Here is a 26,299-nt window from a genome sequence, read left to right as displayed (position 1 = left end):
AGTGCGTCGGGGAATATTCTTAGTTAAGTTTGAAGCCAAATACCACCATTTAGTTTTTTTTTGTGTCTATATGTTGTCTGTAAGTCATCATGCAAGTCGTTTTTGTGTCTTGTCAGACCATTTATGGAATCTATTGGGGTAGATAGATCCTTGTGTGGACACATTTTTGTTCGCAAAGGAAAAACATCATTACGTACATTATGACAAAAGTTAAATCCTTAGCTCTTATTGTTTTGGCTTGTTTGCCCGTTTGTTTGTTTGCCCAAACGGAAAAGGTAAAGCTAGACTACAGTGTTTTTTTGGGAGACTTCGGAACGGGGAGATGGGTTAGCGACGTGGATAACTCCATGTTGTCCGTAAGATCAAGTGGAGTTAGCGTGGCCGGGAAAAGTCTGAAAAATACTGGCATATGGGCTATTGGCTCAGCGTCATATTTAATTCGGCACGAAGCGGGAGAATTGTTTGTCAGAAAAAGTGCGGTTGACGGCTATGTTGAAGCGGTTGGAGGAAATGGACCGAAGGCCTACAGAAATCAAGGGGAGCCTCAGCGTAAGATTATAGGCGCATTGCCCAAGGCATTGTTGGGAAATTGGTATACAACGGGGCCGGACAAAAGTTGGTGCTTTAGTTTTGGGGAAGGACAGGTTTTGAGTCCTGGCGGATTAAGCTCTATTGAGAAGGTGGAGTATGATGACGGGAAGTATGCTGTCACAATGGTCGATCCCCAAGGGAATAAAGCCGGTTTTGTATGCTGGCTTTCCAGAGCCGAACAGCTTATGTTGAGAAAAAATGGGGAGCAGACTTGGCGTCAGTTTGATAATATCATTCCAAACAGTCTTTACGTTCCGAATAAGGGAGGTCTTACGTCTTCCGTAAGGCCTGAGGACGATACCAAGCTTTATATACTGGCAGGAAGACAATTAAACGAGATTTCTGTTAAAGGTAATTCACTTTATTCGGACAGGCATTTTAAAAAAGCGATTAGCGTTAGGGACGGTGAGGCGATAGTGGGGCTGGATATGGATTTTCCGGCCGAATTGATCGTAAATGCCGGGAAGGACACTTATCGGGTAATCGTTCAGGCGGGTGGAAACATGCTTCTTGATATTAGCGATGCAGACAAGGCGAAGCTGATTGGTAAGACATCCGGTCTTAGCCATGATGCGGATAAGTTTTCCGAAGCTTTGGATCTTCAATTGGCGGAGCTTTCCGTGAAAACCCAATTGGGGAATAAGGTGGATCTGTCCAATAAAGCAACAAGAGCTTCGCTGAAGACGCTTTATGAGAAAGAGCTGGAAAGTATGGAAGCGCGCTTGGAGCCGAGCGGTTGTATCTCGCAGTACAGGCAATTTGCGAAAGCTAGGATTGCCTTCGCTATTTTTGGACAATTGGGCGCTATGGATGCTGGCCTACGGGATGATGTCGCTTCTGTCGACACGTTTGTAGCCGCTACCGACTTGGACGCTTATACGGCGGATTTGATGTATGGTAGAGTCTTTCGGAATTTGTTGAAAAAGAGAGAGCTGTATCCTGAAGCTAGAAAAAGCTATAAAAGTTTTTATCAGCGAATTCGGGACAAAAGAATTCGGGACGATCTAAAAAAGCGTTTTCTTAGCTTTGAAAACCTGGTAATCAATACGCCTGAAGGGACTGAGATTAGCAGTCACCAAGGCGAGGAGGTCAGGAAAGAGGCCTTGACGGACTTGGTAGCGAAATAAAATTGAACGGGGCGATCATCTAAAAATGGTCGCCCCGTTGTTTTTTGGCTTGTGCCTGATTCAACTACTTCCCCTAAAGTCCGGTTGCTATCCCAATAGGTTTTATTTTTTCTGAAAAATACAGGCCTTTGGCGTAAATTAGCGTTCAAAATTATCTGGGATATGAATAAGGATCTGAGAATCATATATATGGGTACGCCGGAGTTCGCCGTGCCGTCATTAGCATCTTTGGTGGAAGGCGGATATAATGTAGTGGCCGTAGTCACCGCTCCCGACAAGCCGAAAGGCCGTGGACGTAAGTTGGGCACTACTCCGGTAAAGGATTATGCCGTTGAGAAAGGCATCCCCGTTCTTCAGCCCGAAAGGCTCAAGGCTCCGGAGTTTATAGAGGAACTCAGTTCTTATAAAGCCGATCTGCAAGTGGTGGTGGCTTTCCGGATGCTTCCGGAAGTGGTGTGGTCTATGCCTCAAATGGGGACGTTCAACCTGCACGCTTCGCTATTGCCCCAATACCGTGGCGCAGCGCCAATCAACTGGGCGATTATTAACGGAGAGAAGAAAACTGGCCTGACCACTTTCTTGCTCAAGCATGAAATTGATACGGGAAGTGTTCTTTTGCAGGTAGAGGAACCGATCAACGAAGACGATAACGTAGGCACGCTGTATGCGCGCTTGATGGAAAAAGGCGGGAGCTTAGTGACTCGCACTGTTGATGCGCTGGCCGACGGTTCCGTTAATCCGGTTCCTCAGCCCGAAAACGTCGAGATTAAGCATGCGCCGAAGATATTCAAGGAAACGTGCAAGATCGACTGGAATAGGCCGACAGCCGAGGTTTATGACTTTATCAGAGGCCTTTCCCCCTATCCTGCCGCTTGGACGGACAGTATTGAGGACGGAAAAACGCATAAAGTTTTTCTCACGGAAAAAGAAAGCTCAGGCGAACAAGACTCCAAGAAAGCGGGCGAGTTCGTAACGGATGGGAAAAAGTTCTTGAAAATCCGAACTCTCGACGGATATATCAACATAAAGGAACTTCAGGCTCCGGGCAAGCGCCGTATGGGTGTGGAGGATTTCCTGAGAGGCAACAAACTCTAATCTCGGCAGAAGTTACCGAGCCGTTTTTCGACATCTTTACTTTTCGATAAAATGACTGTTTCCATCATTGTGGCCCGCGCCGAAAACGGCGCCATTGGCAAAGACAACGATTTGATCTGGCGTTTGCCCGCCGATTTAAAGTTCTTCAAGAAAACCACCATGGGTGGCGTTATGGTGATGGGCCGTAAGACTTACGAGTCCATCGGGCGACCACTGCCGGGCCGTACGACGATCATCGTGACCCGAAATTCGGAATATAAGGCCGAAGGATGCCTTTTGGCCAGTTCCGTTGCTGAGGCGATTGAGAAAGCCCGGGAATTGGGTAAAGACGAGGTCTTTTTAGCTGGCGGAGCGCAGATTTACGAGATGGCCATGCCATTGGCGGATAAAATATACTTGACGGAGGTGAAAGCCACTTTTGAGGCGGACACGTTTTTTCCTGACCTTTTGGCCGATGACTGGAAAGAAATATCCAGGGAAGATCACGAAGCCGACGAGAAAAACCCGTACGCTTACAGCTTTGTTACATTTTTGAAAAAATGACGAATATGCCGGGCTTCTAGTAAAGTTTCCTGTATAGTTTCGTAATTTTCGGCTTGGTTAAAGCCTAGAGACTTTTTCCATTGTTCCAATACAAAATTCGGAACCGAATGATAGATATTAATGATTTCGAAGAGATTAGGCCTTACCGGGACCACGAGGCCTATGACGTGATTCAGGAACTGCTCAAACATGAGGAGTTCATTCAGACTGTTGACGCATTTTTGGGAGACGACCAAAAGGAGTACGTTAACAAAATGCTTCCCCAAGCGACTACAATCAAGGAGTTTCAGACTTACGTGATCGCTTACGCTTTGGCGAATATTATCCATACCACTACGGATGGTTTTACGGTGGAGAACAGCGAGCGGGCGTTGGACGGCGACAAGCACCTTTTTATATCGAACCACCGAGATATTGTGCTGGATTCTGGTCTGCTGAATTTTTTCCTGAACGAGGCCGAGGCTGACACTTGCGAGATTGCCATAGGAAGCAATCTTCTGGAGAACCCGTTGGTGCGCGATGTCGTGAAGCTCAACAAAAGTTTTATGGTGACCAGAGGCGTTTCCGCCCGCGAGTTGCTGATGCATTCCAAAAGGCTTTCGAATTATATCCGCCATCAGATCACAAGCGGAAACAGTTCGGTGTGGCTGGCCCAACGCGAAGGCCGCGCCAAAGACGGCAATGATACCACACAATCGAGCGTGCTGAAGATGGTCAACCTCAGCGGAGGAAAAGACCTGCGCAAAAACTTTATGGATCTGAATGTCCTGCCTTTCGGGATTTCATACGAATTTATTCCTTGCGCCGGCCTTAAGGCGAAGGAAACGGCTATGAAAGCGATCAATAAGGAGTATGTCAAAGGCGAGCACGAGGATATTATCAGCATGAGGCAGGGTATTCTTGGCGAGAAAGGCAGAGTCCATATTTCGTTTGGTCGCCATATCGTTGACTTTATCGACGAAGTGGTGACGGACGAAGGCCCGAACAGATTCTACGACACGCTGATTGAGGCGATCGACAGGGAAATCCACGCCAATCTTAGGCTTTGGCCATCCAACTATATCGCATTGGATATGGTAAACGGGGACAAAGCCCACGCCGATAAATATACTGACGAAGACGTTAGCCGATTCGAGAAATACCTTAATGAGCAAGTGGCTGATTCGGGCATGGAGCGTGATGAGATTCTTCCGCATATTCTGTTGCTGTTCTCAAATCCAGCAGTGAACCACCTGAAGGCCGTGGCGAAGAAATAACCGTTTCGGAAGAAATAAGAAATCTAAACCCGCTCAAGACTCTTGGGCGGGTTTGTTGTTTTCCGAGGTGCCGATTTTCGCTGGAATCTAACCATCCTCTACCGTTTTGGTTGAAAACAATAGATCCTCTCTTAAGGGAGTGGGGCGTTAAGTTTTACCAAGACAACAGTGCAAATGGACATCTTTACGAAGACATCGCAACGTCTTTTTCTAATAGTGGGTTTGATGGTGGCGATAAGCCTTTCGTCTTGCGATGAAAGAAAGGCAAGCGTTCGGCTCTCGTCAAATGAGCAACCGACGGAATCTCTGGACGAGTGCATGGAGTTCATGTTTCAGGTATTGAATAGGAAAACGCAAAGGCAAGGAGGCCAAAAGGTAAACCTGTTTGTGAAATATAAATACGATAGCCACAACGAGAAGCTTTATCCGGATTACCGGAAAGTGAGGACTACCTGCATAAAATATATCCAACCTTCGGAGAAGTTGCCCAAAGATGAGCAGTGGGAGATCATAACACGAAAGATGGCTCGGGAAGTGATGGACAAATACCCCGTAAAAGCGATAAGCATACAATGGCAGACTTTTCCCAACGAAAAACCCGAGGGTGACGCATTGTATGAGCCGGGCTTCCACGGATCTATCTACACTATAGGCGATATCACGCCACTGGCCATTCCGGGTTCACATAAGAACGTTCCGAATATGACCGAATAAATGAGCGTAGGCGTACCGGCCCCGCATATCGTTACCCTGACCATCATCGCCGTCGTTTACCTCGGGATGATTCTGGGAAAGTTCGGTGATTTGAAAATCGACCGCTCGGCGATTGTGCTTATCGGTATGATCGCCTTGTTGGTTGCGGGTTCCATTAGTCTGCCCAAAGCTATCCAGTCCGTCGATTTCCCTTCGATGCTGATTCTTTTTGGCCTGATGACAATCTCATCACAACTTCATCTGGCCGGTTTCTACAGACTTTTGGCTTCCAAAGTCGCAGAGAAGACGGCTTCTCCACGGGTGTTTTTGGCTTTGCTGATGTTTTCTTCGGGCTTGTTATCGGCATTAATCAACAATGATGTGGTCTGTCTGGTCTTTACGCCGGTTATTACCAAAGCGCTTCTGAAAGCGGGATACCGTCCAGCTCCTTTTCTTATCGGGATGGCTTTGGCCAGTAATATCGGTTGCTCGTTGACGTTGATCGGCAATGCGCAAAGCGTGGTGATCGGTCAGGTGGCCAACTTGAATTTTGGAGGATATACCGCATGGAGTGCCGTTCCGTCGCTGTTGTCTCTGGCGGTGGCGTTTTTCGTTGTCTGCGGTCTAAGCAGGAAAGATCTGGTAGCTGAAAATAATGCCGAAGCCGGGCTTGCCGAGGAGCGGACGATTGCGATAAATCCCCTATTGGTTAGAAAAGGTGTGCTTGTCCTCGTTTTATTGATCGCCACTTATTTTACCGATATTCCGAGATACCTTAGCACTTTGGTCGCGGCGGGAATCATTCTGATCAATTCGAGTATCAAGAGCAGAAAAATATTGAATCGGGTGGATTGGCAATTGCTCATACTCTTTTCAGGGCTGTTTGTATTGATGGGGGCGCTGAACGAAACGGGATTGCCGAAGGATATTTACAGTTGGTTGAACTCTAAAGGAATTAATCCTGAGTCAAAATCAGTGACGGCGTTGCTCACAGGTTTTGCGGGAAACCTGATGAACAACGCCGCCGGTTTTATTCTGATTCTCCAGATTGTGGAGATAAAAGAGGCTATGACGGGCTATGTGATCGCCATTGCCAATGCATTCGGAGGAAACCTTTTGCTTACCAGTAGTGTGGCCAACCTAATCGTGGCAAACGCAGCCGCAAAGTACGATGTCCGGATTTCGTTCAAGGAATTTATGCGCTACGGCATTCCTGTTTCCGTCCTTTCCTTCGTCATTCTTCTGGCTTGGATCCGCTTAATGGAAGGTGGATCGTTGGTTCCCTGAATTTTTATACACTCGCTTCCGCCAAAGGACGGGCTGCTCTTTTCTTGTCTTTGTTTCGCTGTGCCTTAAAGTCTTTGTAACGGCGAACTCCCGAAATTCCGAAGCCGAACATAAGCACGAAGGTTCCGAGCCAAAGAATATTGATCATCGGTTTTGAAGAAGCCTTCATGATGATATAATCCTCTTGGGAAACGCTGGTCTTGAAAGTGAAAGCGCCGCCGTTGTCCGGATCGATATCGTTAATGATCATTCTGATTCCGAGGTCTTCCACCACACTTTCCAAACGGGCCACACGACGATTTTTGATCACGAAAATTGGCTCAAGCGTGTAAGTCCGGTCGCGGTGGAATACGTTGACGATAGCTTTTACCGCCGCATCATTTTGGCCGAGCTCAATGCCGGGCAACGAACGGATAGGCTCCACGCGCTCAAAACGGGCTACGTAATCGTTGATGAAGAAACGCTCGCCTTGCTTGGCGATAAAGTCGTCGGCTTTGGTCCAGTCCGGCTCTTCGCTCGGGTCGGCTACGGCCGCTACGTGCGTGTAGATGTCCTTGTCCCAATAACGACGGATATCCGGAGAAGGGATCAAGCCCATGTCGCCGGCGTTAACCTTCGCTTGAGGGAATAATGTAAATGCCTTTTTTCCGTTTTCGGAATACTCCACTTCGCAGTAGAGTACGTCCGTATCGGCCTTTACGGTATCGCCTTGGAAGAATATCGTTTTCCCGTCCACTTTATAGTCCTTTACGGCTACGGCGCGGTGCGGAATGTCGGTAGGCAATAATAGGTTCCGGTCAACGAGCTTGTCGTGGCCTTCTATTTTCACCCTTTTTCCGAGGTATTTCACTTCATATTTGTCCAGTTTTTCAGGACTGTTGATCCACATAAGCATATGCTCGCGTTCGGCTGTGGCGTCGGCGTTTTCGCCGAATAGCAACATTCCTGAACGGTTTTGCGAAATCACTTTGGAGTATCCCGAAGAGAAAAGCACGCCGATCAGCATCAGAGCCACTCCGATATGCGAAACCGCTCCGCCCGAAAGCTTGAAGTTCGAACGGGAAAGCATATGGAACAAGATCCGTCCGTTGGACACCAACATAAATACCGACGATGTAAGGAACAGGATGTAAGAAAGCTTATGAACGCTACCAATAAGGATAATGGCGCTGGTGATAACCAAAGTGATTACCAACGGAACGGAGATCATAGTGAAGATCTCGCCTGGCTTAACCCTTCTCCAATAGAAGAACTGGGCGATGCCGGAAAACAGTGCCAACCCAACAGCGAACCAAATCTGGAACTTGTTGTAGAAAGCCTCCTGGTCGGCTGGGAGTGCCAAGCTCAGGTCTCCGCCAAACAGTCCGGCGATGCTGTTGAATACGGGGAACGATGTAGGAATCAATACTTGGAAAGCGGAAAGCATCAAGATCGTGATGCCGATAAAGATCCAGAAATCGCCAGAGTATGCCGATGTCTCTTTGTCTGTGGAAGGAAGAAGCTTCCATTTCGCTATAAACACTCCAATGGCTACGAAGGTGAAGAACAGCAAGTAAATCAAAAGCTGTCCGGAGAGTCCCAAGTCGGTGAAAGAGTGTACGGACGAATTTCCGAGAATACCGCTACGCGTAAGGAATGTGCTGTATAGAATCAGGACGAATCCGGCCACGGCCAGAATATAACTGGCTTTAAGTGCGGTCTCACTTTTTCTGGCGATAATCATCATATGGACAGAGCCGACCATTACCAACCACGGAACGAGAACGGCGTTTTCGACAGGGTCCCAAGCCCAGTAGCCACCGAAGTTAAGCGTAACGTAAGCCCAGTAACCGCCCATGATAATACCTGCGCCAAGAACGGCCGTGCCGAGGATAGTCCATGGCAAAGCTGGCTTGATCCATTCTTTTACTCGTCCGGTAACCATGCCCGCAAGAGCGAAGGCGAATGGGATAAGCGCCAAAGCGTAGCCTAGGAAAAGTACCGGCGGGTGAATTACCATCCAGATGTTTTGCAAAAGCGGGTTCAGGCCTGTTCCGTCTTCGGGAATGAAGTTCGGATTCATATCAAACACGCCACCGGGCACGGCGTCGCGGAGCAGGATAAAAGGCGACGAGCCTATCTTTATTCCGAAAGGTTCCAGACCCAAAAGCATGGATATCAAGAATACCTGTACCAAGGCGAAGATCGCCATTACGGGCGCCTCCCAAGACTTATTGGTCTTGATAAGAACAAGTCCCAGAAGAGCGTCGAAGAGGACCCATAGCTGGAAACTTCCCTCCTGCCCTTCCCAGAAACCGGCCAGAACGTAGTAGAAAGGCAAGTTTATGGAAGAATGGCTCCAAGCGTAATGGTATTCGAATTTATTGCCGAACAGGATCGACATTACGCATATAACCGAGACCGCCACGGCCACGGCATGAACATAGAAAAGACCTCTGGCGTTTTTCAGCCATTCCAGCCTCTTCGCTTCGTCCGATTGGCGAAGGCTGATGATGAAGCTGATGGCCGATACCAAAGCCAAAGCGAAAGAGAAGTAGACCGAAAAGCGCCCCACTAATCCTACAGTCTCGTTTAATTGCATTGTTCCCGGTTTTAAGGTTTTGGTGCTGGGAAATTACCCGAATATAGCGAGAACGGATTTCTCTCCAATTCTAGGCGATCACAGAAAATTCATATATAACAGAAAAAACACAACCTGATCGCTTAACGCAGTGATCAGGTTGTGTTTTTTCCAAAGCATGGTAAAACGTCTCAAAAGAGTTTAAACCTTCACTTGCTCTTCCTGATACTTGGAAGGGCATTTGAGAAGGATTTCGTTTGCCTGGAACTGCTTGCTTTCCGCTTTGGGAAAACGCCCGATCACCACAACCTGCTCGGAGCGGTAGAAATCCTGAGGCAATGGCTTGTTGTAGAATACCTCGCGAACTTGCCCGTCCTCGTCTTTCATACTGAAGCGGAACGAGAGCTTGTCAGGGCTTTCCACTATGCCCGTAACCTGCCCCGTGGCGTTTTTGGTCAGTTTACCGACTACGTGAACGTCCTTGGCGCTTTTGGCGGCAATGTCTTTGGCTTTGGAGAAGGTCACGTAAGAGCTGGCGTCTCCCATAGTGACGGCGATGATGACGATGGACACCGCTATGATGACGATTCCGAATATATGTGACTTTTTCATACGGCTTGGTTTTCTTCGGTACGGATTCTTTTCAGTTCCTCAAGGCCGGCTTCGATTTTCGATGCCTTTTTCTCCAAGCGGATCAGGTACACTGCCATTACGGCGAAGATAACGAGCATGACGGCCACGACTACGTAAATCTTGCCGTCGGCGCGGAACTGGTCGGCCATTTCAATGCTGTAGTTGGCGTAGTCCTCGGCTTTCACCGGGATTTTGTCCTGGGCGAATCCCGCAACAGCGGCGATAGCGAAAACCAGGCTAAGCGATAGTTTCTTCATTTCAGCGTCGTTTCGGGTACCGTCGGGCGGGCCCCAATCATCGAATTCAAGCGATTTCTTCTTCCTCAATAGCGGTTTCCACCAAACTCAGGCGAGTGCGCAAGCGCGCTACCCAAAGGCCCATAAGGATCCAGCCGAGTACGGCGGGATAGAATACAAGACGAAGCTTGCTGTCCAGATCATAAGCGTTGAAACCGGGGTTGCCACCGTTGCCGGGGTGAAGTGAGGAAGTCATCCGGGGCAATACGAACAGAAGCAAGATCAGGAGTACGAATGCGAATACATTGTACGTGGCGCTGATGCGGGCGCGTTGCTGTTCGTCGGTCATGGAACCGCGCAGGATGAAGTACGCGAAGTAAATCAGCAGACCGATGGCCGCGGAATTTTGTTTCGGGTCGTTGCTCCAGAACGCTCCCCAAGTGAATTTTGCCCAAACCATGCCCGTTGCTATACCGAGCATGCCCATCAATACGCCGACTCTTGCCAGTTGCTCGGAGAAGGCGTCGTTTTTTGCCGTTGGGTTATTCATGTACATCACCGCATAGATTACGGAGAGAAGCATCATGAACGTCATGGCGAACCACATCGGTACGTGGAAATACAGTGCCCGGATGGTTTCGTTGAGGATGGCCAGCCGAGGTACGTCAAGCAATAAACCGCCTACGATCGAATACGCCAACAGTAACAGCGCAAGCCCTTTCCACCAATGCCTTTTCAGTACGCCCATCGATAAGTATTTTTTACGAACAAATTTGCTTCGGAACAGCCGGGTTGTCCTTTTCGGGAAAATCCGTTTTTTTCCGAAGTCCTTTCATAATCAGGGTAATTCGGCGCTAATTTAGCAAAAACACATGATTTTTCTCAGGAAAATAAACAGATGTTCATCATGCGAACGCTGGCCGACACGTTTTAGCGCATACGTAAGAAAAGTACTTAATGTTACGGCAAAAAAAAGACCCTTGCGGGTCTTGAATATCTAGTTTTGGAAACCCGTACCGGGTATTTTATCCTTCCTTGTACTCGATGCTTCCGAGTTTGTCCTCGATATCGAAAACGCTGATGCCTCCATCGATATTTACCAAGTCGAAGAGTTTGACGATTTGGCGGGCTACGTAAACTTCCTCGCGCTGTTCCTCGACAAACCACTGCAGGTACTGAACCGTTGAGAAATCTTTCTCTTCGTAGGCGAGCGCCACAATGTTGTTGATCGATTTGGAAACGGCGATTTCTTGGTCAAGCATGCACTCGAACACATGACGGAAACTGTCGAAATCTTCTTTCACTTTGCCTACGTGCCCGGGCGAGGCCTGTCCGCCCATATCGTCGACATAGCGGAAAATCTTTTTCATGTGCTCGCGTTCCTCGTCGGCTTGGGCCATAAAGAAATCGCGGGCTTTTTCATAACCGTTGCGCATGCACCACGAGGCCATGGCCAAATAAACGGCCGAAGATTCGGCCTCCATGATCACCTGTTTGTTGAGGGCGTTTTCCACGCCGATAGCCAACGAACGGGTTTGGGTAAGAAGGTCTTTCATATTACTTGTATCTAGAGTCTGATGATGTTTGCCGATCAGCATCTCATTCCAGCCGGATAAAGCGAGTGGCCGGGTTTGCGCTCAAAAAGCGAAAACATATGGGACGCAGATAGAGAATGATTGTTATTCTAGTGGAAACGCCGCAAAATACGGCAAGGTTTCGAAACTTCACTTATATGGGATCAATTTGAAATTTGTCTAAAAACAAGCTTAAGTATTTCTTCATAAGTACAATGTTGTTTGTTATTTTCAACGTTTCGACTGGTAATTAAACAATTAGGTGTGCGTATTGTCGCCCGCTTGAGTATGTGGATATGAGAAAACAATTCGATCTGAGTCATCTAGAGGTCTGCGAAACCCTGCAGGGGAAGCGTCTGGCTTCGTTTCAGCGAAGGGCTTTGGCGTTTGTGTTTGATTGGGCTGTGGTGGGCGCGTTTGGCTATTTGCACAATTGGTTGTTGCTGGCCGTAGTGCTGTTTGCTGTGGTAAGGTTTAAGTTCAATGTGGTAAACCGGCCTAAAAAGCTGATTGAACAGGGAGCCAAAGAGTTGCTCAACAAATCGGAGAACTTGAGAGTGGGCCCGAGGCAACAAGCGCATATCCGGAAGTTTTTCAGAGCCTACGCCCATGTCCTTCTGCATATTCTGTTTTGGTCGATTATTCTGTCGATTCTTGTGGGAATTTTGGTGGCTTATAAGTCGGTGATGTATGGAGGCGGTACGGAAAGTTCCGGAGAGACATCTTGGTTTGTGAGTTTACCGCTGTTCGAGATATTACAAGACTACTTCGGGGCGTTTTTCAGTACGGCTTTCGGTTTGATATATTTTACCGCATTTACTTACAAGCTTCAAGGCCAGACTCCTGGAAAGCGATTGTTTGGTATACGGGCCGTTAAGTTGAATGGGAAAAGGCTTACGCTGTGGAATTCGCTGGAGCGTTTGTCCGGGTACGTTTCTTCGGCGTCGCTTTTTATGATGGGATTTTTTCAGATGCTTTGGGATAAAAACCACCAGTGCACTCACGATAAGATTTCGGAAACCGTGGTAGTGTTTGACGATGACCAACTGAGAGTGATGTTGGCGAAAAAAAATAAAAAGGTCAGGGAAATGGCGGAACAGGAGAATGAAGAAATTGCCGAGACTGCTTGATTAAAAGAAGACGAAGAGAAACGTCTGTCCATTTTTAGGCAAACGCTTCTCCTTTTATTCGCAATAGTATTCTGATCCTGATTTTAAACTGATCTTATTCTGAAACCCTAGTGATTACTTTGTGCCATAGAACCGAATTTTTCGACAAGCTGGTTGTTCAGTTCCCCGGCCGGATACTTTTTTAGAAGCTTATGGTACAATGCATTTATTTCAGCGCTTTTATCGGCCTCAAGCAGTCGATTCGCTAGATAATGGTATAGCGTCGATTTGGGAAGCGTACGTAGGGCGAAATCAAATTTTTCCGTGTTAAGCGCTTGATGGCGGACAAACTTATGCCGTTTGACGCTGAGTTTATAGTGCAGATAGAGTTCCAGATATTCGTTGAATTGTTCGCTGGTCAGGGTTGCGTAAGCAAGTTTGTTTTTCGGTATTTCCAATGTTCGTCTTATGGAGGCTGGCATTTTCTTCTTAAACAGATAATCCAAAACCCTGTCCGATTTTGTCCTTAATGATTTCAAAAGCTCGACTTTGCCCGAATACCTGATTTCAGCTTTGGCGTAATCGTATACGAACGGGCTTAGGTTTTCCTTTTTCTCTTCGAGTTGTTTGAGTTTCTTTTGAGTCGCTTCTGAGATCAATTTTGAGGCGTTGGAAAAAGCTTCGTCCTGAATCAAATCTCCGAATTCTGAGTCGAGGTCGAAGAGTGTCTGGAAGTATTCTTGGCTAGCCTTACTGTTTCCATAAAAATCCAGCTCGGTATGACCGTAGCGTTTTTGTTTCCTGAGATCGACCCTTAGACTGTCGCCGGGCTCCAAATAAAGCGTGCTGACAGTATAAGTGTAGAGTTTGACGCACTGACCATAGTAATATTGGTCTGTAAGGTTGTCAAAAAGGAAAAGTCTTTGACTTTGATTGATAAACTTTTTTTCGGCTGTGACAGAGAATACAAACGGGGCTTTTATTTCGGGAAACTTGAGAATGTAACCACCAGCCTTGTCGAGAAGAACGAAACCAGACTGCGCCGAATAAGGAGAATGAAAAGGTAATGTGGTAAAATGGAGCGTATCGGTAGGCCAGTTTTCCACTTTTCCGTAAAGGACAGCGCTTTGTCCAAACGAGATTAAGGTGGATAGGGTAAGCGCAAGTAATGTCAGTGTAAATCGTGTCATGATTCTTTTCTTTTGGGTTTAAAAAATTGGAAGCGATGTGCGGACGGGATAAAAATGGAAAGCGGAGGGTAGTTTCGAAAAAAATTATGACAAACGCCTTGTCTGCCATGACGAATGACCAAAGGATGTGGTTTGGGTAACTGACGTACCCAAAAATCATGAGCGACTACAAAAACAAAAGCGCAAGAGAAAGTTTCCCTTGCGCCGTTTCTAATGTCTGTGTAAGCCCTAAATCGCTTTCTGGGTGACTTTCGGAGGGAAATAGTCCAGAGGGTTGACGGTTTCGTAAACGGGGCTTCTTCTGAGGAAATCTTGGAAGAAAGCCGTGTGGCTGGCGCCCATCAGAATAAATATGCGGTCGTTTTTCGTGACTGGAACTTGGTTGAAGTTGGCGAACATTCTCAGGTTGCGTTTGTAGTATTTTGCGGCTTCGTCCGCGCCTTCGAACTTTCCGTCCGTTTTGAAATGCGTAAGTTGGTCGGCGTTGATGGTCAGGTAAAAGTCCAGAGCCTCTTGCGTGTTGCTCAGCCTGAGCTTTTCCGTTACCGAGAGGGTGTCGTACCCGCTTTCTTGGGCTTTTTTGAAGTATTGGGGATAATAGGCTTCGTAATTGGCCACTCCGGCTTTCCCGACTTTGTCTTGGTCAAGATCGGAGGCGATTCTGTAGTTGTACCCCATTTTGTGGTCGATGGCGTAGATTTTCTTCACTCCTGCCAGCTTGCCGAGTTCGAACGCTACCAATCCGTTTTCATCCACATATTCTCCCAATTCGCCTGAAGAGAGAAACTTCTGGTAAGCCTCGTTTAGTTGTGCCTCATTTTCAGGAATGACTTCGACACAAATAACCGTAGGCTTGAATGCGGCCAAAGATTTTACGAGCGTTCGGACTTCCGTTTGGTTTTTTGCGTTGTGTTCGTCAAAATCCACAGTGGTGGCGTCGGGAGTGTACCCCATATGGAATGTCCCGAAGTTCATCACTTGAACCTTGTCGCTTTTTGGCTTTTGAATCTCAAGTTTCGTTTTTGCCGGAACTTCGGCTTTGGTTACGGCCTTGGTATCGCCTTTTTGGTTTTGGCAAGAAAAAATACCAAGCGCAACGCAGAGGAAAGGTAATATTTGTTTTCTCATTTTAGTGTTTGGGTGTATTAGTCTGATTCTTTAAAAATACACGGATTGCGTTGTTTGTAGTGATATTTTAATGCCTATTTCATTTTTTGGATAAAATACAATCAGTATTGGATAGCCCAGTGTCAGGCATAGAATGATGTAGCCTGTAGTTATGGATGTTTGCAATAGTATAGGCGAGTTTTTAAACGAACAAAGGATGGATTATGAAATAACAAAGCTTGTTGTAAGCTGAATAAGGAAAGGACAACTACCGAGATGACGCAGAGTTAAAGAGAAAATCAAAAGTTATCGGTACGATGAGAAAGATACTAGTGATATTTCTTTGGGCTTTAGCCCCTATGCTTTTTTCCTGTAACGAACAAGAAGGGTTACGGCAGGCGATACAGATGAATTTGCCCCACGATGTGCCCTCGGTAGTAATTCCTGGGCAGTTGATTTATTTTAACGTTTACCCTTCTTCTCCCGACCAGCAACAAGCGCTGGGAAGGTTAGGCCGTGTGGAGGTTTATAAGGACGGAAATATATTGTATTCGTCGTTGCCTCGGACCGGTTATAACCGTTTGGGCTTTAAGTTTTCATATGTGATACAGCCGGAGGACTTGGGGAAGAGACTGGTCTTTAAGTTTAACGGAGTGCTGGATAACAATGTGATGGCCTCGGCGGATTTGGGCGTACAGGTAATAGACTCTTATGATAAGATAGGGTTCTTTCAACAGGATTCAGACTTTAATGATAGGGTTAGGGGCACTACAAGAGCGGATGCGGTGCTTTTGGTAAACGGAATTAAGCAAGTTGCCGCCGATGAGTCCGACTTGACGATTTATTACCGTTCTAATAGTTTGGGAAATTATGGAGGCTTTGCGTCACCTCTACCCTTTCAGTTGTCATCTGTACGGACAACCCGGTTTTTTAATATTCCGAATGACCGTAAAGGCTCATTGAATTTTGATGGACCACAAGCTCTGGTAAAAAGTATCTCCGAATTGACAGAGGGGATAAATGATGGCCATACTCTAGTGGATTTTGAATACGCGAACGGACAGTGGTTTTTCTACTCTAGCAGAAATTCGAACGCCGGAATTATCAGGGTAAATTATCTGCATAATAGAGCGTTAGGTTTTACGGTGTATGGGCTTTATATCAAGCCTTGATTTTCAATGATTGATCTTAAAAAAGGGTGTTCGAGTTTGGAGCTCCCTTTTTTTATGGGCGTATTTTTTTGTTCCGAAAGAATGAACTGTTGAGAACAAAAGACAGATTATAAAATAAAGAAGCTTATTGTCGTCTGGATAGGGAAATGCCAACCACCGAAATACCAATGGGTTAAAGAAGGAATCAAAGACTAGTGATATGATGAGAAAGTTACTGGCAATATTCCTTTTGGTTTCTGCTTCCGCATTTTTTTCCTGCAATGAACAGGAAGAATTAAGGCAGGCGATACAGATGAATTTGCCAACTGACGCACCCTCGATGGTGGTGCCGGGGCAGTTGATTTACTTTAACGTTTACCCTTCTACAAACGATGAGCGGAAAGCGTTGGCCCGACTGGACCATGTGGAGGTGTATAAGGATGGGGATATATTGTATTCGACCTTGCCCCGAGTGGGCAACGGTAATTTGGGCTTTAGGTTTTCGTATGTGATCCGTTCGGAAGATCTGGGAAAGCGACTTGTTTTTAAGTTCAATGGAGTGCTGGACAACAATGTAATGGCCTCGGCAGATTTGGGACTACAGGTGGTGGATTCCTATGATAAGGTGGGATACTTTCGGCAGGACTATGACTATAATAATATAGGCAAGGGATTCTATATATCCAGTTCAGTGGTTTTGGAAAACGGGATAAGGCAAGTCCCGGACAATGAAGCCGACTTCAATCTCTATCTCCGTATTTCCCGTCGTTTGGGTAATAGCGCTAGTTTTGCTTCGCCCTTGCCCTTTCAGCTGTCATCGATACGGGTGACTAGATTTATTAATATACCCGACGAGCGTAAGGGGGAGTTGAACTTTGAGGACTCTCAGGCCTTGGCCGAGCGTGTAGTTGAATTGACCGAGGGCTTGAGCGACGCCCGTTCTCTTGTGGATTTTACTAGCGCCAATGGTCAATGGTACGTTTACTCTACCAGATATTCGCATGCGGGCATTATCCGGATAAACTACTTGCATAATGTGGCGGTAGGCTTTACGGTGTTTGGGCTTTATATCAAGCCTTGACAGGTAAGGTCTGTTATTGAAAAAGGGTGCCGTAAGGTTGTGGCGCCCTTTTTTATATAAAGAAGGATACTTTTCTATCGAACTTGACGAGTAGGTGAATTATCAATTTTCAGGCATTCCGCCGTCTATCCAGTGTATCATCTTTAACAGGTCTTCCTCGTCTAACTTTCCGTTTTTAGGCATGGCCCCGGACATGACTGCGGAGCGGATCTTGGAGCCGTTGGCTTTAATTTGTGCGTAGTCGTTAAGCGTTGGGCTCTGCCCTCCTCCATGGCATCCCGAAGTAGCGCAGTTTTGTCTGATTATAGGGGCTATCACGGTAGCGAATTTTGTTTCGGGCACTGTCTTGTCCGCAAGGGTCACGGAAAGTTCGGATTTGCAGTTTTGGTCTAACTGGCCCGTGACTTTATACTCCCCCGCTTTTAGGCCTGTGAATATCTTGGATGTTTGGGCGGCGCTGCCATTAAGGCTAAATCTGATATTGTTACCTGTGGCTTCCACCAGAATAGCGCCATTGTCGTGGCCTTGGGTGGGGTTAAGCGAGACCACCGAGATTGGAGGCGGAGTGTCGCAGGGCATATCGTCGTCGCTGTCTTCGGCGTCAGAACTACAGGCGTTGATAAGGCAAAGCCCGAAAACGATAATCAGGAGTTGGTGAAGGTTTTTCATATGTCTTTTTATTGTGGTTTAAAAAAGAGAATTAGGATGTATAGGGTTGATTAATAGATGGTTTGAAAGCGTAATGTCTTTCGGTAGTATGCAATGCGGGAATGTGGCAGTGGTTACATGTGTGGAGTAAATATTTTGATTATTTACAGATTTAGTTTTCAAAAATATCTGAGAGTGCTTTGCTCGCTTTTTGTTGTTATGTGATTTGATAAGGGTATGGCGAAGCAACTGAAACTAAAAGACAGGAAACAAATATGCCGGGGTTTAGGACTCGAACTGACGCAGACCGAGATTGCGGATTTCTAATAAAAAATAAGGCTGTCCAATTACAGGACAGCCTCGGGAACCTACTTAAGCGTACATGAAGGTATTTGAAACCCCTAAAGTAGGTTGGTTATTGGTATTCTGAAGGAACAGTAGGTGCGTCAATTAATGGGCGCCTTCATTATCTAATTCCGCACCCAATAGTACCAAGCTATACGGAACATGTTGCAGTTCCTGTTTTTTGATCTCGCTTGGCTTTGCCAAATAAACGTGCAGAAGCTCCTTTTTCACGGGCTCGGATATATACGCGTATTTGGATGAAAGCGTTAGGTTAGGGCTGGTGTGTCCGTGCCCCTGCTGTTCGGGTATTGCGTCGATAACCTTTTCCGAAAAGATTTCCGACTTGTCTTCCAAGTCAAAATAGACCAGCGTACCGTCCTGCAATAACAGGCCGAGCTTCTTTTTGTCGGAGCTAACCGCCATTTTCACTATGTTATCGTACATAACCAGCGGGCTGATGCTTTTGGCTGCCACATCGACCGTGTATAAGCCTTTGCCTCTTACGGCTCCTATAAACTTGTTTGCATCATATGTGCTCATCAGCGAGCCGATCCAGGATTTGTCAAAGTCCGCGGGGTAGGATATGATTTCCTGCTGTCCATTGTCATGGATAATCAATACTCCTGAAATGGAGCCGAACACAGCGGTGTTGTCATTTGATGCGCTTCCGTGGATGCCGGGAGTGGCGATTGGTTCGATACCGTCGATCTTCTTGCCGTCGGAATCTATCAGGATAACTTGCTCGGGAAGGCCTCCAGGCTCCCCTAGCTTTTCGGTTACGGCGTAGTTGCCGTTTTTGAATATGGCCATCGCTCCGTGGTGGGCGGTCAGGCCCAAGTCGATCTGCCTCATTTCCTCGCTGTTCCCTACTTTCGATTCCCTACCGATTGACAATGTCCCGTCTCCGTCGTTAAAGACGAGGAATTTGCCCAATTTGGACTTGACGTGTGTCGGTTTGTTGCCGTTCGAATACATCCCCCCTACTTTTGCGTCGCTTAGGTGAGCATGGTCTCCATGCGCTTCAATGCTGGAATCGAAGGTCTCGACATAATTATGGTCTCTGTGAGTGATCAACGCGTACCGTCCGGATGACGACGCATACAAAGAGCCTTTCGGATGCTTAATGTCGAATGCCTCGAGGTCTTGGGTTGAGGGGGTGTAAAAAAGCAGATTGGAGTTGTCGGCGTTACTGATCAATAGTCTGACAAAAGAGTATTCCCTGTTCTCGGGGTGTTCTTTGTCCAAAGGATCGTCGCTGTCACTACATCCCCATAATAATAAGATGATAAGCAACGCTCTGAAAAGATTAGTCTGTGTTCGGATCATGTCGGGTTGGTTTAAATTCTGGAAGCAATTTATCAGCTTAAAATCATAAATGCAACAGTGTTGCATTTATGATTTTGGTGATTCATGTACCTTTTTTCCGAAACAACCGAAAATAGGGATGTGGAAAGTTTTGAAGATTAGGCCTTTACAAAGGCGGGTGTCGCTCGAAAAATTTATGGCTTTAGTGATCGTGTTTTGATTACATCAAGGCCATAGAGATTTTGTGGAAGAGGTATCGCTTGGTATGGACAATTATCGGGCCTTTCAGTGGCTGGAGTATGGGGTGGTTTTATACGGGCAGATGTGTTTGGCTTGTCCGGAGAAAACGAGATCGAATTACTTTCGCATTTTTGTTTTTTGTGTATATTTCGAAGAGGGGTTGTTGGCCACGGGCAGATATTTTTCTCTTGATTTTTGGTCTTCTGAGGGGAGGTTTTTTTCTGATTTTTAAACGAAGATTGAATGTCTGATCAAACAACTTATTATCAGGAATCCGGGAAGGTGGATGCCTTTCGGTTTGGATTGGTGGCCGTGGGTGGCGCTATCGTTGTCCTTGTCTTGGCTTATGTATATGCGGTGGCTGCGTTTAAGATTCCGTTTCCGTATGTGAATCTTTTTCTGACTATCGGCTTTGGGCTGATATTGGGCGTTTTGGTTAGAGTTGCAGGGCGTTTTGGCCATTTTAGGGCTAGGCGTTCGCGGTTGGTCTACGCTTTGGGTTTAGGTTTTTTGGCGTGCTACCTGCAATGGTGCGCCTCTTTTGCCCTGTTGGCCGGCGATTATTTCTTGGGAGGCGGTTTTCCGGGGTTTGGCGAGTATCTGGCAATGGTTGTTCGGCCGGAGGTCTTTTCTATATTGCCTGACCTGTATGCTTACGGAGTATGGACCGTTTTCGGGATACCAATCAACGGAGCGCTTCAGGGCTTGGTATGGACTATAGAAGCGGGCATAATTATCGGATTACCTTTGGTGCCTGTGTTCCGTGTGGCGATTTATCCGTTTTCGGAACGTTTGGGCGAATGGTATCCTAAGTTTACGCTTTCGCCGGATTTTGCGTCGGTGGCCGGTAGCGCCGAGTTGGTGGAGGCGTTGCGGACCGATACCGTGGAGGCTATTGGGCAGATGGGGCTAGGCACAGGCTGGCGCCACACGAAGGTGCATGTTTTTTATTCCAAAGACGAGGACAGCCAGTATATTACTCTGGAGCGGGTGTTTGTGGAGGATCGTGGCGCTGGGAAGACCGAGAAGGACGTTGTAATCAATAACCTTCAGGTAAGCAAGGCCACGGCCGAGGCATTGATGGAGCAGTTTGAAGGTTCTAGGGAACGTCTGGAAGTGGTTTGATGTTGAGAGAGGTATATTTAAGGCGCTTGTTGTCAGTGTTGCGGACTATGACAAGCGCTTTGCTGTTTCTTCTTCTTACAGCCGCTTTAGCTCTGCTTTTTCGAGAAAGAAGATTTGATGAGGCCTTAGTGATAGGCTGGCCATTTCCCTTTTATGAGCAATTTTTGAGCAAAGAGGGCTTTCTCCACCACGCTTCTTTTCCTAAAGGGTTGTTGCTTGATTATGTACTGGCCTTGGTATGTACGTTGGGGCTTCGGTACGTTAAAAGGAGGAGGGGAAGAAAGGGCTAAGGGAGCGAACAACTACTCCGCTTAGTCGCACTTAAAGAATAACTTCCTAGTTTGTGCCTCGGTAGGGATGTGATCTATTTGAAAAGACGCATGGGATAAAGAATATGAAAGTAAAGGAACATTACGATAACCATCTTGCGGATTTTTATTCTTGGATGATTGGGGATTTTGAGAAAGGGAAAAACTCCTTCAAAGATTTTTGTCTGAGCAATGATATTAGGCCGGACAAAACGGGGCTTGCGATTGATTTGGGGGCCGGTAGCGGAATCCAAAGTATTGCCTTGGGTGAGATTGGGTATAAAGTAAAGGCTGTAGATTTCAACAGCAAATTACTTTCGGAGCTTAAGGATAGAAATGAGGGATTGCCCATTGAGTCGGTGCGGGATGATATAAGGAACATCAAAACTATAGCCGATTCGCCGGTTGATTTAATTGTATGTTGTGGGGATACGATCTCCCATCTGCCGACTTTTGAACAGCTAGACAAACTGTTGAGCGATTGCTATGACTTGTTGGGTGAAAGTTGCCGTTTGATACTTTCATTTCGTGATTATTCGTCTGCTTTAAGCGACACGCAGAGATTTATCCCCGTTAAAAGTGATGATGAAAAAATTCTGACTTGTGTGATAGACTACTTTGACCGCAAGGTTAGGGTTACGGATTTACTGCACGAGCGGATTGATGGGGAGTGGATTCAGAAAGTAAGCTCGTACGATAAATTGAGATTAGAAACGGACGATGTAATCGAACGTGCCGAAAAAGTAGGCTTTACTGTCAGTAAGAGTGAAAGCGTTAGCAGGATGGTTTATTTGATATTGGTGAAGTGATTATAATAAAGACTGGGCGACAACCATCCATGTCATAGTGTAGAGGATATTTATTTGAGAGCTGGTCATAGGTTGTGGGCTTCCCAGTCGTAGTGATTTTTCGGTGTATTCTGTTGTTGTGCTGATATTTGATTGTACCTTTTGTCGGCGGGTTCTAAGTACATGACAAAAATAGCCCTGATAATCTCTCGATCTTCGTTTCGACCTTATTAATCAGAGCGTGGGCTATTTCCTCAAGGCCGTACGAGAAAAAGCTTTTCGCCCTTCTCCCGTGTTTTTTGATCTTGATCGGCTTCTCCTCATCGTGTTTGAAAATCCCGATATTATACGACCAGATAAACGCTATTGCTATGACACACAGCAACTTGTTTATCCTTCCGTAATCTTGTAAATGCGTATCCTCAAGGTTGAAGCCCGCACTTTTGAAGCCTCTGAACATGGTTTCTATCTGCCAGCGTTCACGGTAAATCTCCAAGCTTTCCCGAGTGTTTTTCGGAGACGCGAGGATCAAGTATTCGAGCTTTCCGTTCTCGATGTACTTCATTCCCGAAACATACACCTTCACCTTGGCGATCGTCACGGAAGTCGGATGAAAATAGGCGACTTTCAGCTTATGGGGTGCAAACAATCGCCTGGCGTTTACGAATCTTCCGCCACGCAATCCTATTAACGCGTTTTCCTTGATGCGGATGTAAAAAGGGATCCCGTGTTCCAGCAGGAATTCCCACCATTCTTCGCCTATAAATTCCCGGTCCGCCGTAATGTGTTCGATCATATCCGAACCGAACCATTCGATAAATTTCCCGAGTAGGTCTTTTCGTTCGGCTGTGCTCGAATTCCCCTTCTTGTCCCCAAGCACTTTCCATATCAACGGAATACCCACGCCTTTGTATACAACGCAGAGAAACAGCAAGTTGATGTTCCTTTTCCCGAACTTCCAGTTGGTCCGGTCAATGGCGATCCGGTATTTCCCTTTGACGGGAATCATCCTGATGATAAGCCGGGAAAAGCCCTCTTCCGGAAATTCGAATTTGGCAAAGAAACGCTGAATCCTCCTCATGTTGGACGTCACCGTAGCTCCCGAATCGTATCCTTCCGAAAGGTGTCTGAAACCAACCTTTTGGACTTTGATCAACGAGGTTATCAGGTAACAAAGCAGTTTTAGTCGGGCCTTATTCAGTTTCTTTAACTCGGGTTCACTGGTAATTAAGGTCTGTAGTTTTGTATATTCGAACTGGCTTTCCAATCGTTTTGCGGGTTTAAGTTTGGTCACTCAAAATTACGCAATGATTCGGAAAGCCATTTTTTGTCATGTACTGTGCGGCGGGTTATATTGAACTTGTGTGACAATAATTAGAGGGTAATTTTTTATTGGTGTATATGACAAGTCGTTTGCAAATAATAAATCCGGAGTTGACGGAATATATCAGGCGGTACGTGAGTTTTTCGGATAACGAAAACGAGGTGTTCCAATCTTTCCTAAGGGTTAAGAAGTTGAATAAGAAAGATTTTTTACTTCGGGAAGGGCAATTGTGCAAATCAAGATATTTCGTTGTCAAGGGCTGTGTCCGGCTATATTATATTGACAGTAAAGGGAACGAGCAGATTATCCATTTTGGAATTGATAAGTGGTGGATTACGGACTATGAAAGTTTAATCAACGACATCCCTTCAAAACTGTATATCCAAGCGACCGAAGATGCTGAGTTGCTGGAACTAAGCCGGGAGAGATTTGACGAGTTGTGTCGGAGGATTCCGAAATTGGAGAGGTTCTTCCGGAAGATTATGGAAAAAACTTATATCTCATCCCAAAAAAGGATTGAATATATGTTTAGCATGTCCGGCGAGGAACTGTTCAAGCATTTTATAGCCAATAATCCTGAGTTCGCCCGCAGGGTTCCCCAATACATGATTGCGTCCTACCTAGGGTTGTCCCCCGAATTCGTGAGCAAAGTGAAGCGAAAAAATCCGGTTCTTAATCTTGATTAAGATTTATCATTTAGACGCCCCATACATTTGTGTTAAGACAAGAGAGTCTAAACCAAACCAATCGTAAGATGAAGAGAATACTCTTATTTGGCATCATCGGTTTTATCGCTTTCGGTTGCTCGAATCGGGGCAATAAAGAAACCGCAGAGGGAGCTTTAACGCAAAAACATGTTATGGGAAAAGTATTGGACAGCAATATTCCGACTATCGGGATTCTGGTTTTCGAAGGGGTTATCATCAATGAGGTTGTGGCGCCTTTGGATGTGTTTTCGTGCAGGGACATCAATAAAAAGCCCCTTTTCAATGTCATAACAATTGGGCCTGAAAACAAGACTTACCGTAGCGCTCATGGATTAAAGATAACGCCGGATTATGTTATCGATAAGGTTCCGGAGCTGAAGGTGCTCGTGGTGCCAAGTTCATATAATCCGGCAAACCAGACATCGGACAAAAAGCTGGTGAAATTTGTACAGGAACAGAACAAAAAGACCGATTATATCGCAAGCCATTGTGCGGGGGCTTTCCTGATAGGAGAGACAGGGATAGCCGACAATAAGGAAATTGTAACTTACGTGACGGGCGGAGAATCGTTGAAATCGGAATATCCGAAACTGAAAGTCGCCGATGATAGCCATGTTTCCGTGGTTCAAGACGGAAAGTTCATCTCCTCGAACGGGAGCCTCGTAAGTTATATCGCGTCTTTTGACTTATTGGAAAAACTGACAAGCGAAGAGCACCGGAAATATGTCGAAGCCTATATTCTGTTTGACCGGATAAAGGAACAATAAAAAAATCCGGATTTGGTTAGCGTTCCTGCGAGCGTAACCGTATTCAAGACATTATAGGGTTAAGGTATGGCGCTCATATCTTAACCCTTTTCGCAAAGAAGGGAACATAAGCCCGTTAGGCCATTAAAGTAAAGGCGGTCCAGGCCATACCATACCCCAGCGAACCATTAAGTGGCGCACTCCCATACCTTGATTGAGATAATGACCAACAGAATCGTTTTTTCCATATTATTATTGAGTGTCTTTTTGTTCTCCTGTGCTGATAATGAGGCGCTGGAGGACTCCCGGCCCGATGAAGAAGAGACAACCGAAGCCGTTTACATCCTGCCGGTGGTGGTACATATAATACACACTGGAGAAGAGACCGGAACAGGTTATAACCTTTCGGAAGAGCGTATCATTGGCCAAATAAAGACTCTGAATGATGATTTCAGAAAAAAGCCCGGAACCCTGGGATACAATACCCATCCTTTGGGGACGGATGCGAAAATAGAATTCAAGTTCGCTGAAATAGATCCCGACGGAAACCCAACTAGCGGGATTACCAGGATAAACGGCCACGACGTTTCGGAGAATACGGATGATGTAGATGACACGGATAGCGAGGGCTGGTTTTTCGATACCCTCCCCAAGTACGGATATTGGGACACTCAGCGGTATATCAACATTTGGGTATTTCCCTTCGAGCCGAACAGGATCTTGGGGCAAGCTTCCTTTCCGAAGGCGGACATTGCGGGTCTTGAGGATATTAGCGCCTCTATTACGACCGGGATTGTGATTACGAGCCCTCATTTTGGGACCTCGGATCTTGAAGGCGGTTCGAACCTCGGTAGATCATTGACCCATGAGATGGGGCATTTTCTGGGCTTGGAACATCTTTGGGGGAAAATCGAAAATGCCGACTGTGCGGAGTATGACGATTATTGCGAAGATACACCGTTGGTATCAAGGCGAACGAAAAACTGTGATAACGGGCCGCCCTCTTGTGGCGGAGAGCCTGCGCTTACACAGAATTACATGGACTACACTGACGATTCCTGCATGAATATGTTTACAAAAGACCAAGTGGCCAGAATGCGGTATGTTCTGGAAAATAGTCCCGTCCAGAGCTCTCTCAAGAGCTCTACGGCCTTGCAACGGCCAAGTATGCGATAATCCCCCTTCCGATACTTAAGGTGTTTGATGTTGGTTTTATGGACCACAACAAACGCTTTGTCATTTCTTCTTACGTCTGCCTTCGTCCTACTTTTTTGAGAAAGAAGATTTGATCTCGGTAATTGGATGGCCATTTTTCTTTTGTGTGCAATACCTGCGCAAAGGGAGACTTCACTGCGTTTCTTTTCCTAAAGGGTTGTTGCTTGAATATGTGGAGGTTTTACATTGTGTGAAAATCTGTCGTTGGCCGTACAAACTCTGCCGAAGGGCGATTTTTTTTGCGTATCAGGCGGGTGTGTTGATATTTGCGGTTGCCCTTTGTGGCGAATTCGTTAACGACAAACTAACCCGACG

General features: G+C 46.3%; 24 protein-coding genes. 14 read left to right on the top strand and 10 right to left on the bottom strand.

Going from position 1 to position 26,299, the window contains the following annotated elements; genetic code table 11:
• The first annotated feature begins 200 nt into the window (after positions 1–200).
• The 6 genes from AABK39_RS18270 (at position 201) to AABK39_RS18245 (ending at position 6,592) form a co-directional block, all read left to right on the top strand.
• Positions 201–1,718, top strand: a complete 1,518-nt coding sequence (locus tag AABK39_RS18270; protein ID WP_338392750.1) for a hypothetical protein — start codon at positions 201–203, stop codon at positions 1,716–1,718.
• A 162-nt stretch (positions 1,719–1,880) separates the two neighbouring features.
• Positions 1,881–2,813: a methionyl-tRNA formyltransferase gene (fmt, locus tag AABK39_RS18265; protein WP_338392749.1), complete on the top strand. Its 933-nt coding sequence runs from the start codon at positions 1,881–1,883 to the stop codon at positions 2,811–2,813.
• Between the two features lie 51 nt (positions 2,814–2,864).
• On the top strand, positions 2,865–3,356 hold the full coding sequence (locus tag AABK39_RS18260) for a dihydrofolate reductase (protein WP_338392748.1): 492 nt from the start codon (positions 2,865–2,867) through the stop codon (positions 3,354–3,356).
• 107 nt (positions 3,357–3,463) lie between these two features.
• Positions 3,464–4,612, top strand: coding sequence for a 1-acyl-sn-glycerol-3-phosphate acyltransferase (locus tag AABK39_RS18255; RefSeq protein ID WP_338392747.1), 1,149 nt, complete (start codon positions 3,464–3,466; stop codon positions 4,610–4,612).
• A gap of 174 nt (positions 4,613–4,786) precedes the next feature.
• On the top strand, positions 4,787–5,326 hold the full coding sequence (locus AABK39_RS18250) for a hypothetical protein (protein ID WP_338392746.1): 540 nt from the start codon (positions 4,787–4,789) through the stop codon (positions 5,324–5,326).
• Complete coding sequence (locus tag AABK39_RS18245; RefSeq protein WP_338392745.1) at positions 5,327–6,592, top strand: ArsB/NhaD family transporter; 1,266 nt, start codon at positions 5,327–5,329, stop codon at positions 6,590–6,592.
• Between the two features lie 4 nt (positions 6,593–6,596).
• On the opposite strand, the gene ccsA (AABK39_RS18240) is transcribed toward AABK39_RS18245, so the two are convergent.
• The 5 genes from ccsA (AABK39_RS18240) to AABK39_RS18220 form a co-directional block, all read right to left on the bottom strand.
• A complete protein-coding gene (ccsA, locus tag AABK39_RS18240; RefSeq protein ID WP_338392744.1) occupies positions 6,597–9,173 on the bottom strand; it encodes a cytochrome c biogenesis protein CcsA in 2,577 nt (858 codons plus the stop codon).
• 180 nt (positions 9,174–9,353) lie between these two features.
• Entirely contained in the window at positions 9,354–9,764 is a 411-nt protein-coding gene (locus AABK39_RS18235) for a cytochrome c maturation protein CcmE domain-containing protein (protein ID WP_338392743.1), read from the bottom strand.
• The gene (locus AABK39_RS18230) at positions 9,761–10,042 is read right to left on the bottom strand and encodes a CcmD family protein (protein WP_338392742.1); all 282 of its coding nucleotides are present in this window, start codon (positions 10,040–10,042) and stop codon (positions 9,761–9,763) included. Before AABK39_RS18230 ends, AABK39_RS18235 begins: the two co-directional genes overlap by 4 nt.
• A 46-nt stretch (positions 10,043–10,088) precedes the next feature.
• Positions 10,089–10,760, bottom strand: coding sequence for a cytochrome c biogenesis protein CcsA (gene ccsA / locus AABK39_RS18225; RefSeq protein ID WP_338394704.1), 672 nt, complete (start codon positions 10,758–10,760; stop codon positions 10,089–10,091).
• A 286-nt stretch (positions 10,761–11,046) separates the two neighbouring features.
• Entirely contained in the window at positions 11,047–11,577 is a 531-nt protein-coding gene (locus AABK39_RS18220; protein WP_338392741.1) for a ferritin, read from the bottom strand.
• 314 nt (positions 11,578–11,891) lie between these two features.
• On the opposite strand from AABK39_RS18220, the gene AABK39_RS18215 reads away from it, so the two are divergent.
• A complete protein-coding gene (locus tag AABK39_RS18215; RefSeq protein WP_338392740.1) occupies positions 11,892–12,725 on the top strand; it encodes an RDD family protein in 834 nt (277 codons plus the stop codon).
• 107 nt (positions 12,726–12,832) lie between these two features.
• Here AABK39_RS18215 and AABK39_RS18210 read toward each other — a convergent pair whose 3' ends face one another.
• Positions 12,833–13,894: a hypothetical protein gene (locus AABK39_RS18210; protein ID WP_338392739.1), complete on the bottom strand. Its 1,062-nt coding sequence runs from the start codon at positions 13,892–13,894 to the stop codon at positions 12,833–12,835.
• Between the two features lie 228 nt (positions 13,895–14,122).
• Positions 14,123–15,022 carry a DUF5694 domain-containing protein gene (locus AABK39_RS18205; RefSeq protein WP_338392738.1) on the bottom strand — a complete coding sequence of 300 codons (900 nt, stop codon included), beginning with the start codon at positions 15,020–15,022 and terminating at the stop codon, positions 14,123–14,125.
• Positions 15,023–15,318: 296 nt separating this feature from the next.
• Here AABK39_RS18205 and AABK39_RS18200 point away from each other — a divergent pair, with 296 nt between their 5' ends.
• Complete coding sequence (locus AABK39_RS18200) at positions 15,319–16,173, top strand: hypothetical protein (protein WP_338392737.1); 855 nt, start codon at positions 15,319–15,321, stop codon at positions 16,171–16,173.
• Positions 16,174–16,372: 199 nt separating this feature from the next.
• Complete coding sequence (locus AABK39_RS18195) at positions 16,373–17,233, top strand: hypothetical protein (RefSeq protein WP_338392736.1); 861 nt, start codon at positions 16,373–16,375, stop codon at positions 17,231–17,233.
• Between the two features lie 102 nt (positions 17,234–17,335).
• Here AABK39_RS18195 and AABK39_RS18190 read toward each other — a convergent pair whose 3' ends face one another.
• Positions 17,336–17,902 carry a hypothetical protein gene (locus tag AABK39_RS18190; protein WP_338392735.1) on the bottom strand — a complete coding sequence of 189 codons (567 nt, stop codon included), beginning with the start codon at positions 17,900–17,902 and terminating at the stop codon, positions 17,336–17,338.
• A gap of 429 nt (positions 17,903–18,331) precedes the next feature.
• Positions 18,332–19,552: a hypothetical protein gene (locus AABK39_RS18185; protein WP_338392734.1), complete on the bottom strand. Its 1,221-nt coding sequence runs from the start codon at positions 19,550–19,552 to the stop codon at positions 18,332–18,334.
• 462 nt (positions 19,553–20,014) lie between these two features.
• On the opposite strand from AABK39_RS18185, the gene AABK39_RS18180 reads away from it, so the two are divergent.
• Complete coding sequence (locus AABK39_RS18180) at positions 20,015–20,896, top strand: hypothetical protein (RefSeq protein ID WP_338392733.1); 882 nt, start codon at positions 20,015–20,017, stop codon at positions 20,894–20,896.
• 394 nt (positions 20,897–21,290) lie between these two features.
• Positions 21,291–22,013, top strand: a complete 723-nt coding sequence (locus AABK39_RS18175; RefSeq protein WP_338392732.1) for a class I SAM-dependent methyltransferase — start codon at positions 21,291–21,293, stop codon at positions 22,011–22,013.
• A 154-nt stretch (positions 22,014–22,167) separates the two neighbouring features.
• On the opposite strand, the gene AABK39_RS18170 is transcribed toward AABK39_RS18175, so the two are convergent.
• Positions 22,168–23,286, bottom strand: coding sequence for an IS4 family transposase (locus AABK39_RS18170; RefSeq protein ID WP_338392421.1), 1,119 nt, complete (start codon positions 23,284–23,286; stop codon positions 22,168–22,170).
• A gap of 107 nt (positions 23,287–23,393) precedes the next feature.
• Between AABK39_RS18170 and AABK39_RS18165 the strand changes: the two genes are divergently transcribed.
• From AABK39_RS18165 to AABK39_RS18155, 3 genes are all read left to right on the top strand, one after another.
• Complete coding sequence (locus AABK39_RS18165) at positions 23,394–24,002, top strand: Crp/Fnr family transcriptional regulator (RefSeq protein WP_338392731.1); 609 nt, start codon at positions 23,394–23,396, stop codon at positions 24,000–24,002.
• Between the two features lie 68 nt (positions 24,003–24,070).
• The gene (locus tag AABK39_RS18160; protein ID WP_338392730.1) at positions 24,071–24,790 is read left to right on the top strand and encodes a DJ-1/PfpI family protein; all 720 of its coding nucleotides are present in this window, start codon (positions 24,071–24,073) and stop codon (positions 24,788–24,790) included.
• Positions 24,791–24,991: 201 nt separating this feature from the next.
• Positions 24,992–25,945, top strand: coding sequence for a M43 family zinc metalloprotease (locus AABK39_RS18155; RefSeq protein ID WP_338392729.1), 954 nt, complete (start codon positions 24,992–24,994; stop codon positions 25,943–25,945).
• Positions 25,946–26,299: the final 354 nt, after the last annotated feature.

This window comes from Fulvitalea axinellae, from assembly GCF_036492835.1.
Lineage (GTDB): Bacteria > Bacteroidota > Bacteroidia > Cytophagales > Cyclobacteriaceae > Fulvitalea > Fulvitalea axinellae.
This window is presented reverse-complemented; position numbering and strand designations above follow the sequence as displayed.

Coding starts and splice junctions, on each gene's coding strand:
- AABK39_RS18155 (WP_338392729.1), top strand. CDS start 24,992: ATGACCAACAGAATCGTTTTTTCCATATTATTATTGAGTGTCTTTTTG.
- AABK39_RS18210 (WP_338392739.1), bottom strand. CDS start 13,894: ATGACACGATTTACACTGACATTACTTGCGCTTACCCTATCCACCTTA.
- AABK39_RS18190 (WP_338392735.1), bottom strand. CDS start 17,902: ATGAAAAACCTTCACCAACTCCTGATTATCGTTTTCGGGCTTTGCCTT.
- AABK39_RS18195 (WP_338392736.1), top strand. CDS start 16,373: ATGATGAGAAAGTTACTGGCAATATTCCTTTTGGTTTCTGCTTCCGCA.
- AABK39_RS18180 (WP_338392733.1), top strand. CDS start 20,015: ATGTCTGATCAAACAACTTATTATCAGGAATCCGGGAAGGTGGATGCC.
- AABK39_RS18230 (WP_338392742.1), bottom strand. CDS start 10,042: ATGAAGAAACTATCGCTTAGCCTGGTTTTCGCTATCGCCGCTGTTGCG.
- AABK39_RS18270 (WP_338392750.1), top strand. CDS start 201: ATGACAAAAGTTAAATCCTTAGCTCTTATTGTTTTGGCTTGTTTGCCC.
- AABK39_RS18205 (WP_338392738.1), bottom strand. CDS start 15,022: ATGAGAAAACAAATATTACCTTTCCTCTGCGTTGCGCTTGGTATTTTT.
- AABK39_RS18245 (WP_338392745.1), top strand. CDS start 5,327: ATGAGCGTAGGCGTACCGGCCCCGCATATCGTTACCCTGACCATCATC.
- AABK39_RS18220 (WP_338392741.1), bottom strand. CDS start 11,577: ATGAAAGACCTTCTTACCCAAACCCGTTCGTTGGCTATCGGCGTGGAA.
- ccsA (WP_338392744.1), bottom strand. CDS start 9,173: ATGCAATTAAACGAGACTGTAGGATTAGTGGGGCGCTTTTCGGTCTAC.
- AABK39_RS18165 (WP_338392731.1), top strand. CDS start 23,394: ATGACAAGTCGTTTGCAAATAATAAATCCGGAGTTGACGGAATATATC.
- AABK39_RS18160 (WP_338392730.1), top strand. CDS start 24,071: ATGAAGAGAATACTCTTATTTGGCATCATCGGTTTTATCGCTTTCGGT.
- AABK39_RS18235 (WP_338392743.1), bottom strand. CDS start 9,764: ATGAAAAAGTCACATATATTCGGAATCGTCATCATAGCGGTGTCCATC.
- AABK39_RS18200 (WP_338392737.1), top strand. CDS start 15,319: ATGAGAAAGATACTAGTGATATTTCTTTGGGCTTTAGCCCCTATGCTT.
- fmt (WP_338392749.1), top strand. CDS start 1,881: ATGAATAAGGATCTGAGAATCATATATATGGGTACGCCGGAGTTCGCC.
- AABK39_RS18260 (WP_338392748.1), top strand. CDS start 2,865: ATGACTGTTTCCATCATTGTGGCCCGCGCCGAAAACGGCGCCATTGGC.
- AABK39_RS18250 (WP_338392746.1), top strand. CDS start 4,787: ATGGACATCTTTACGAAGACATCGCAACGTCTTTTTCTAATAGTGGGT.
- AABK39_RS18185 (WP_338392734.1), bottom strand. CDS start 19,552: ATGATCCGAACACAGACTAATCTTTTCAGAGCGTTGCTTATCATCTTA.
- AABK39_RS18175 (WP_338392732.1), top strand. CDS start 21,291: ATGAAAGTAAAGGAACATTACGATAACCATCTTGCGGATTTTTATTCT.
- AABK39_RS18255 (WP_338392747.1), top strand. CDS start 3,464: ATGATAGATATTAATGATTTCGAAGAGATTAGGCCTTACCGGGACCAC.
- AABK39_RS18215 (WP_338392740.1), top strand. CDS start 11,892: ATGAGAAAACAATTCGATCTGAGTCATCTAGAGGTCTGCGAAACCCTG.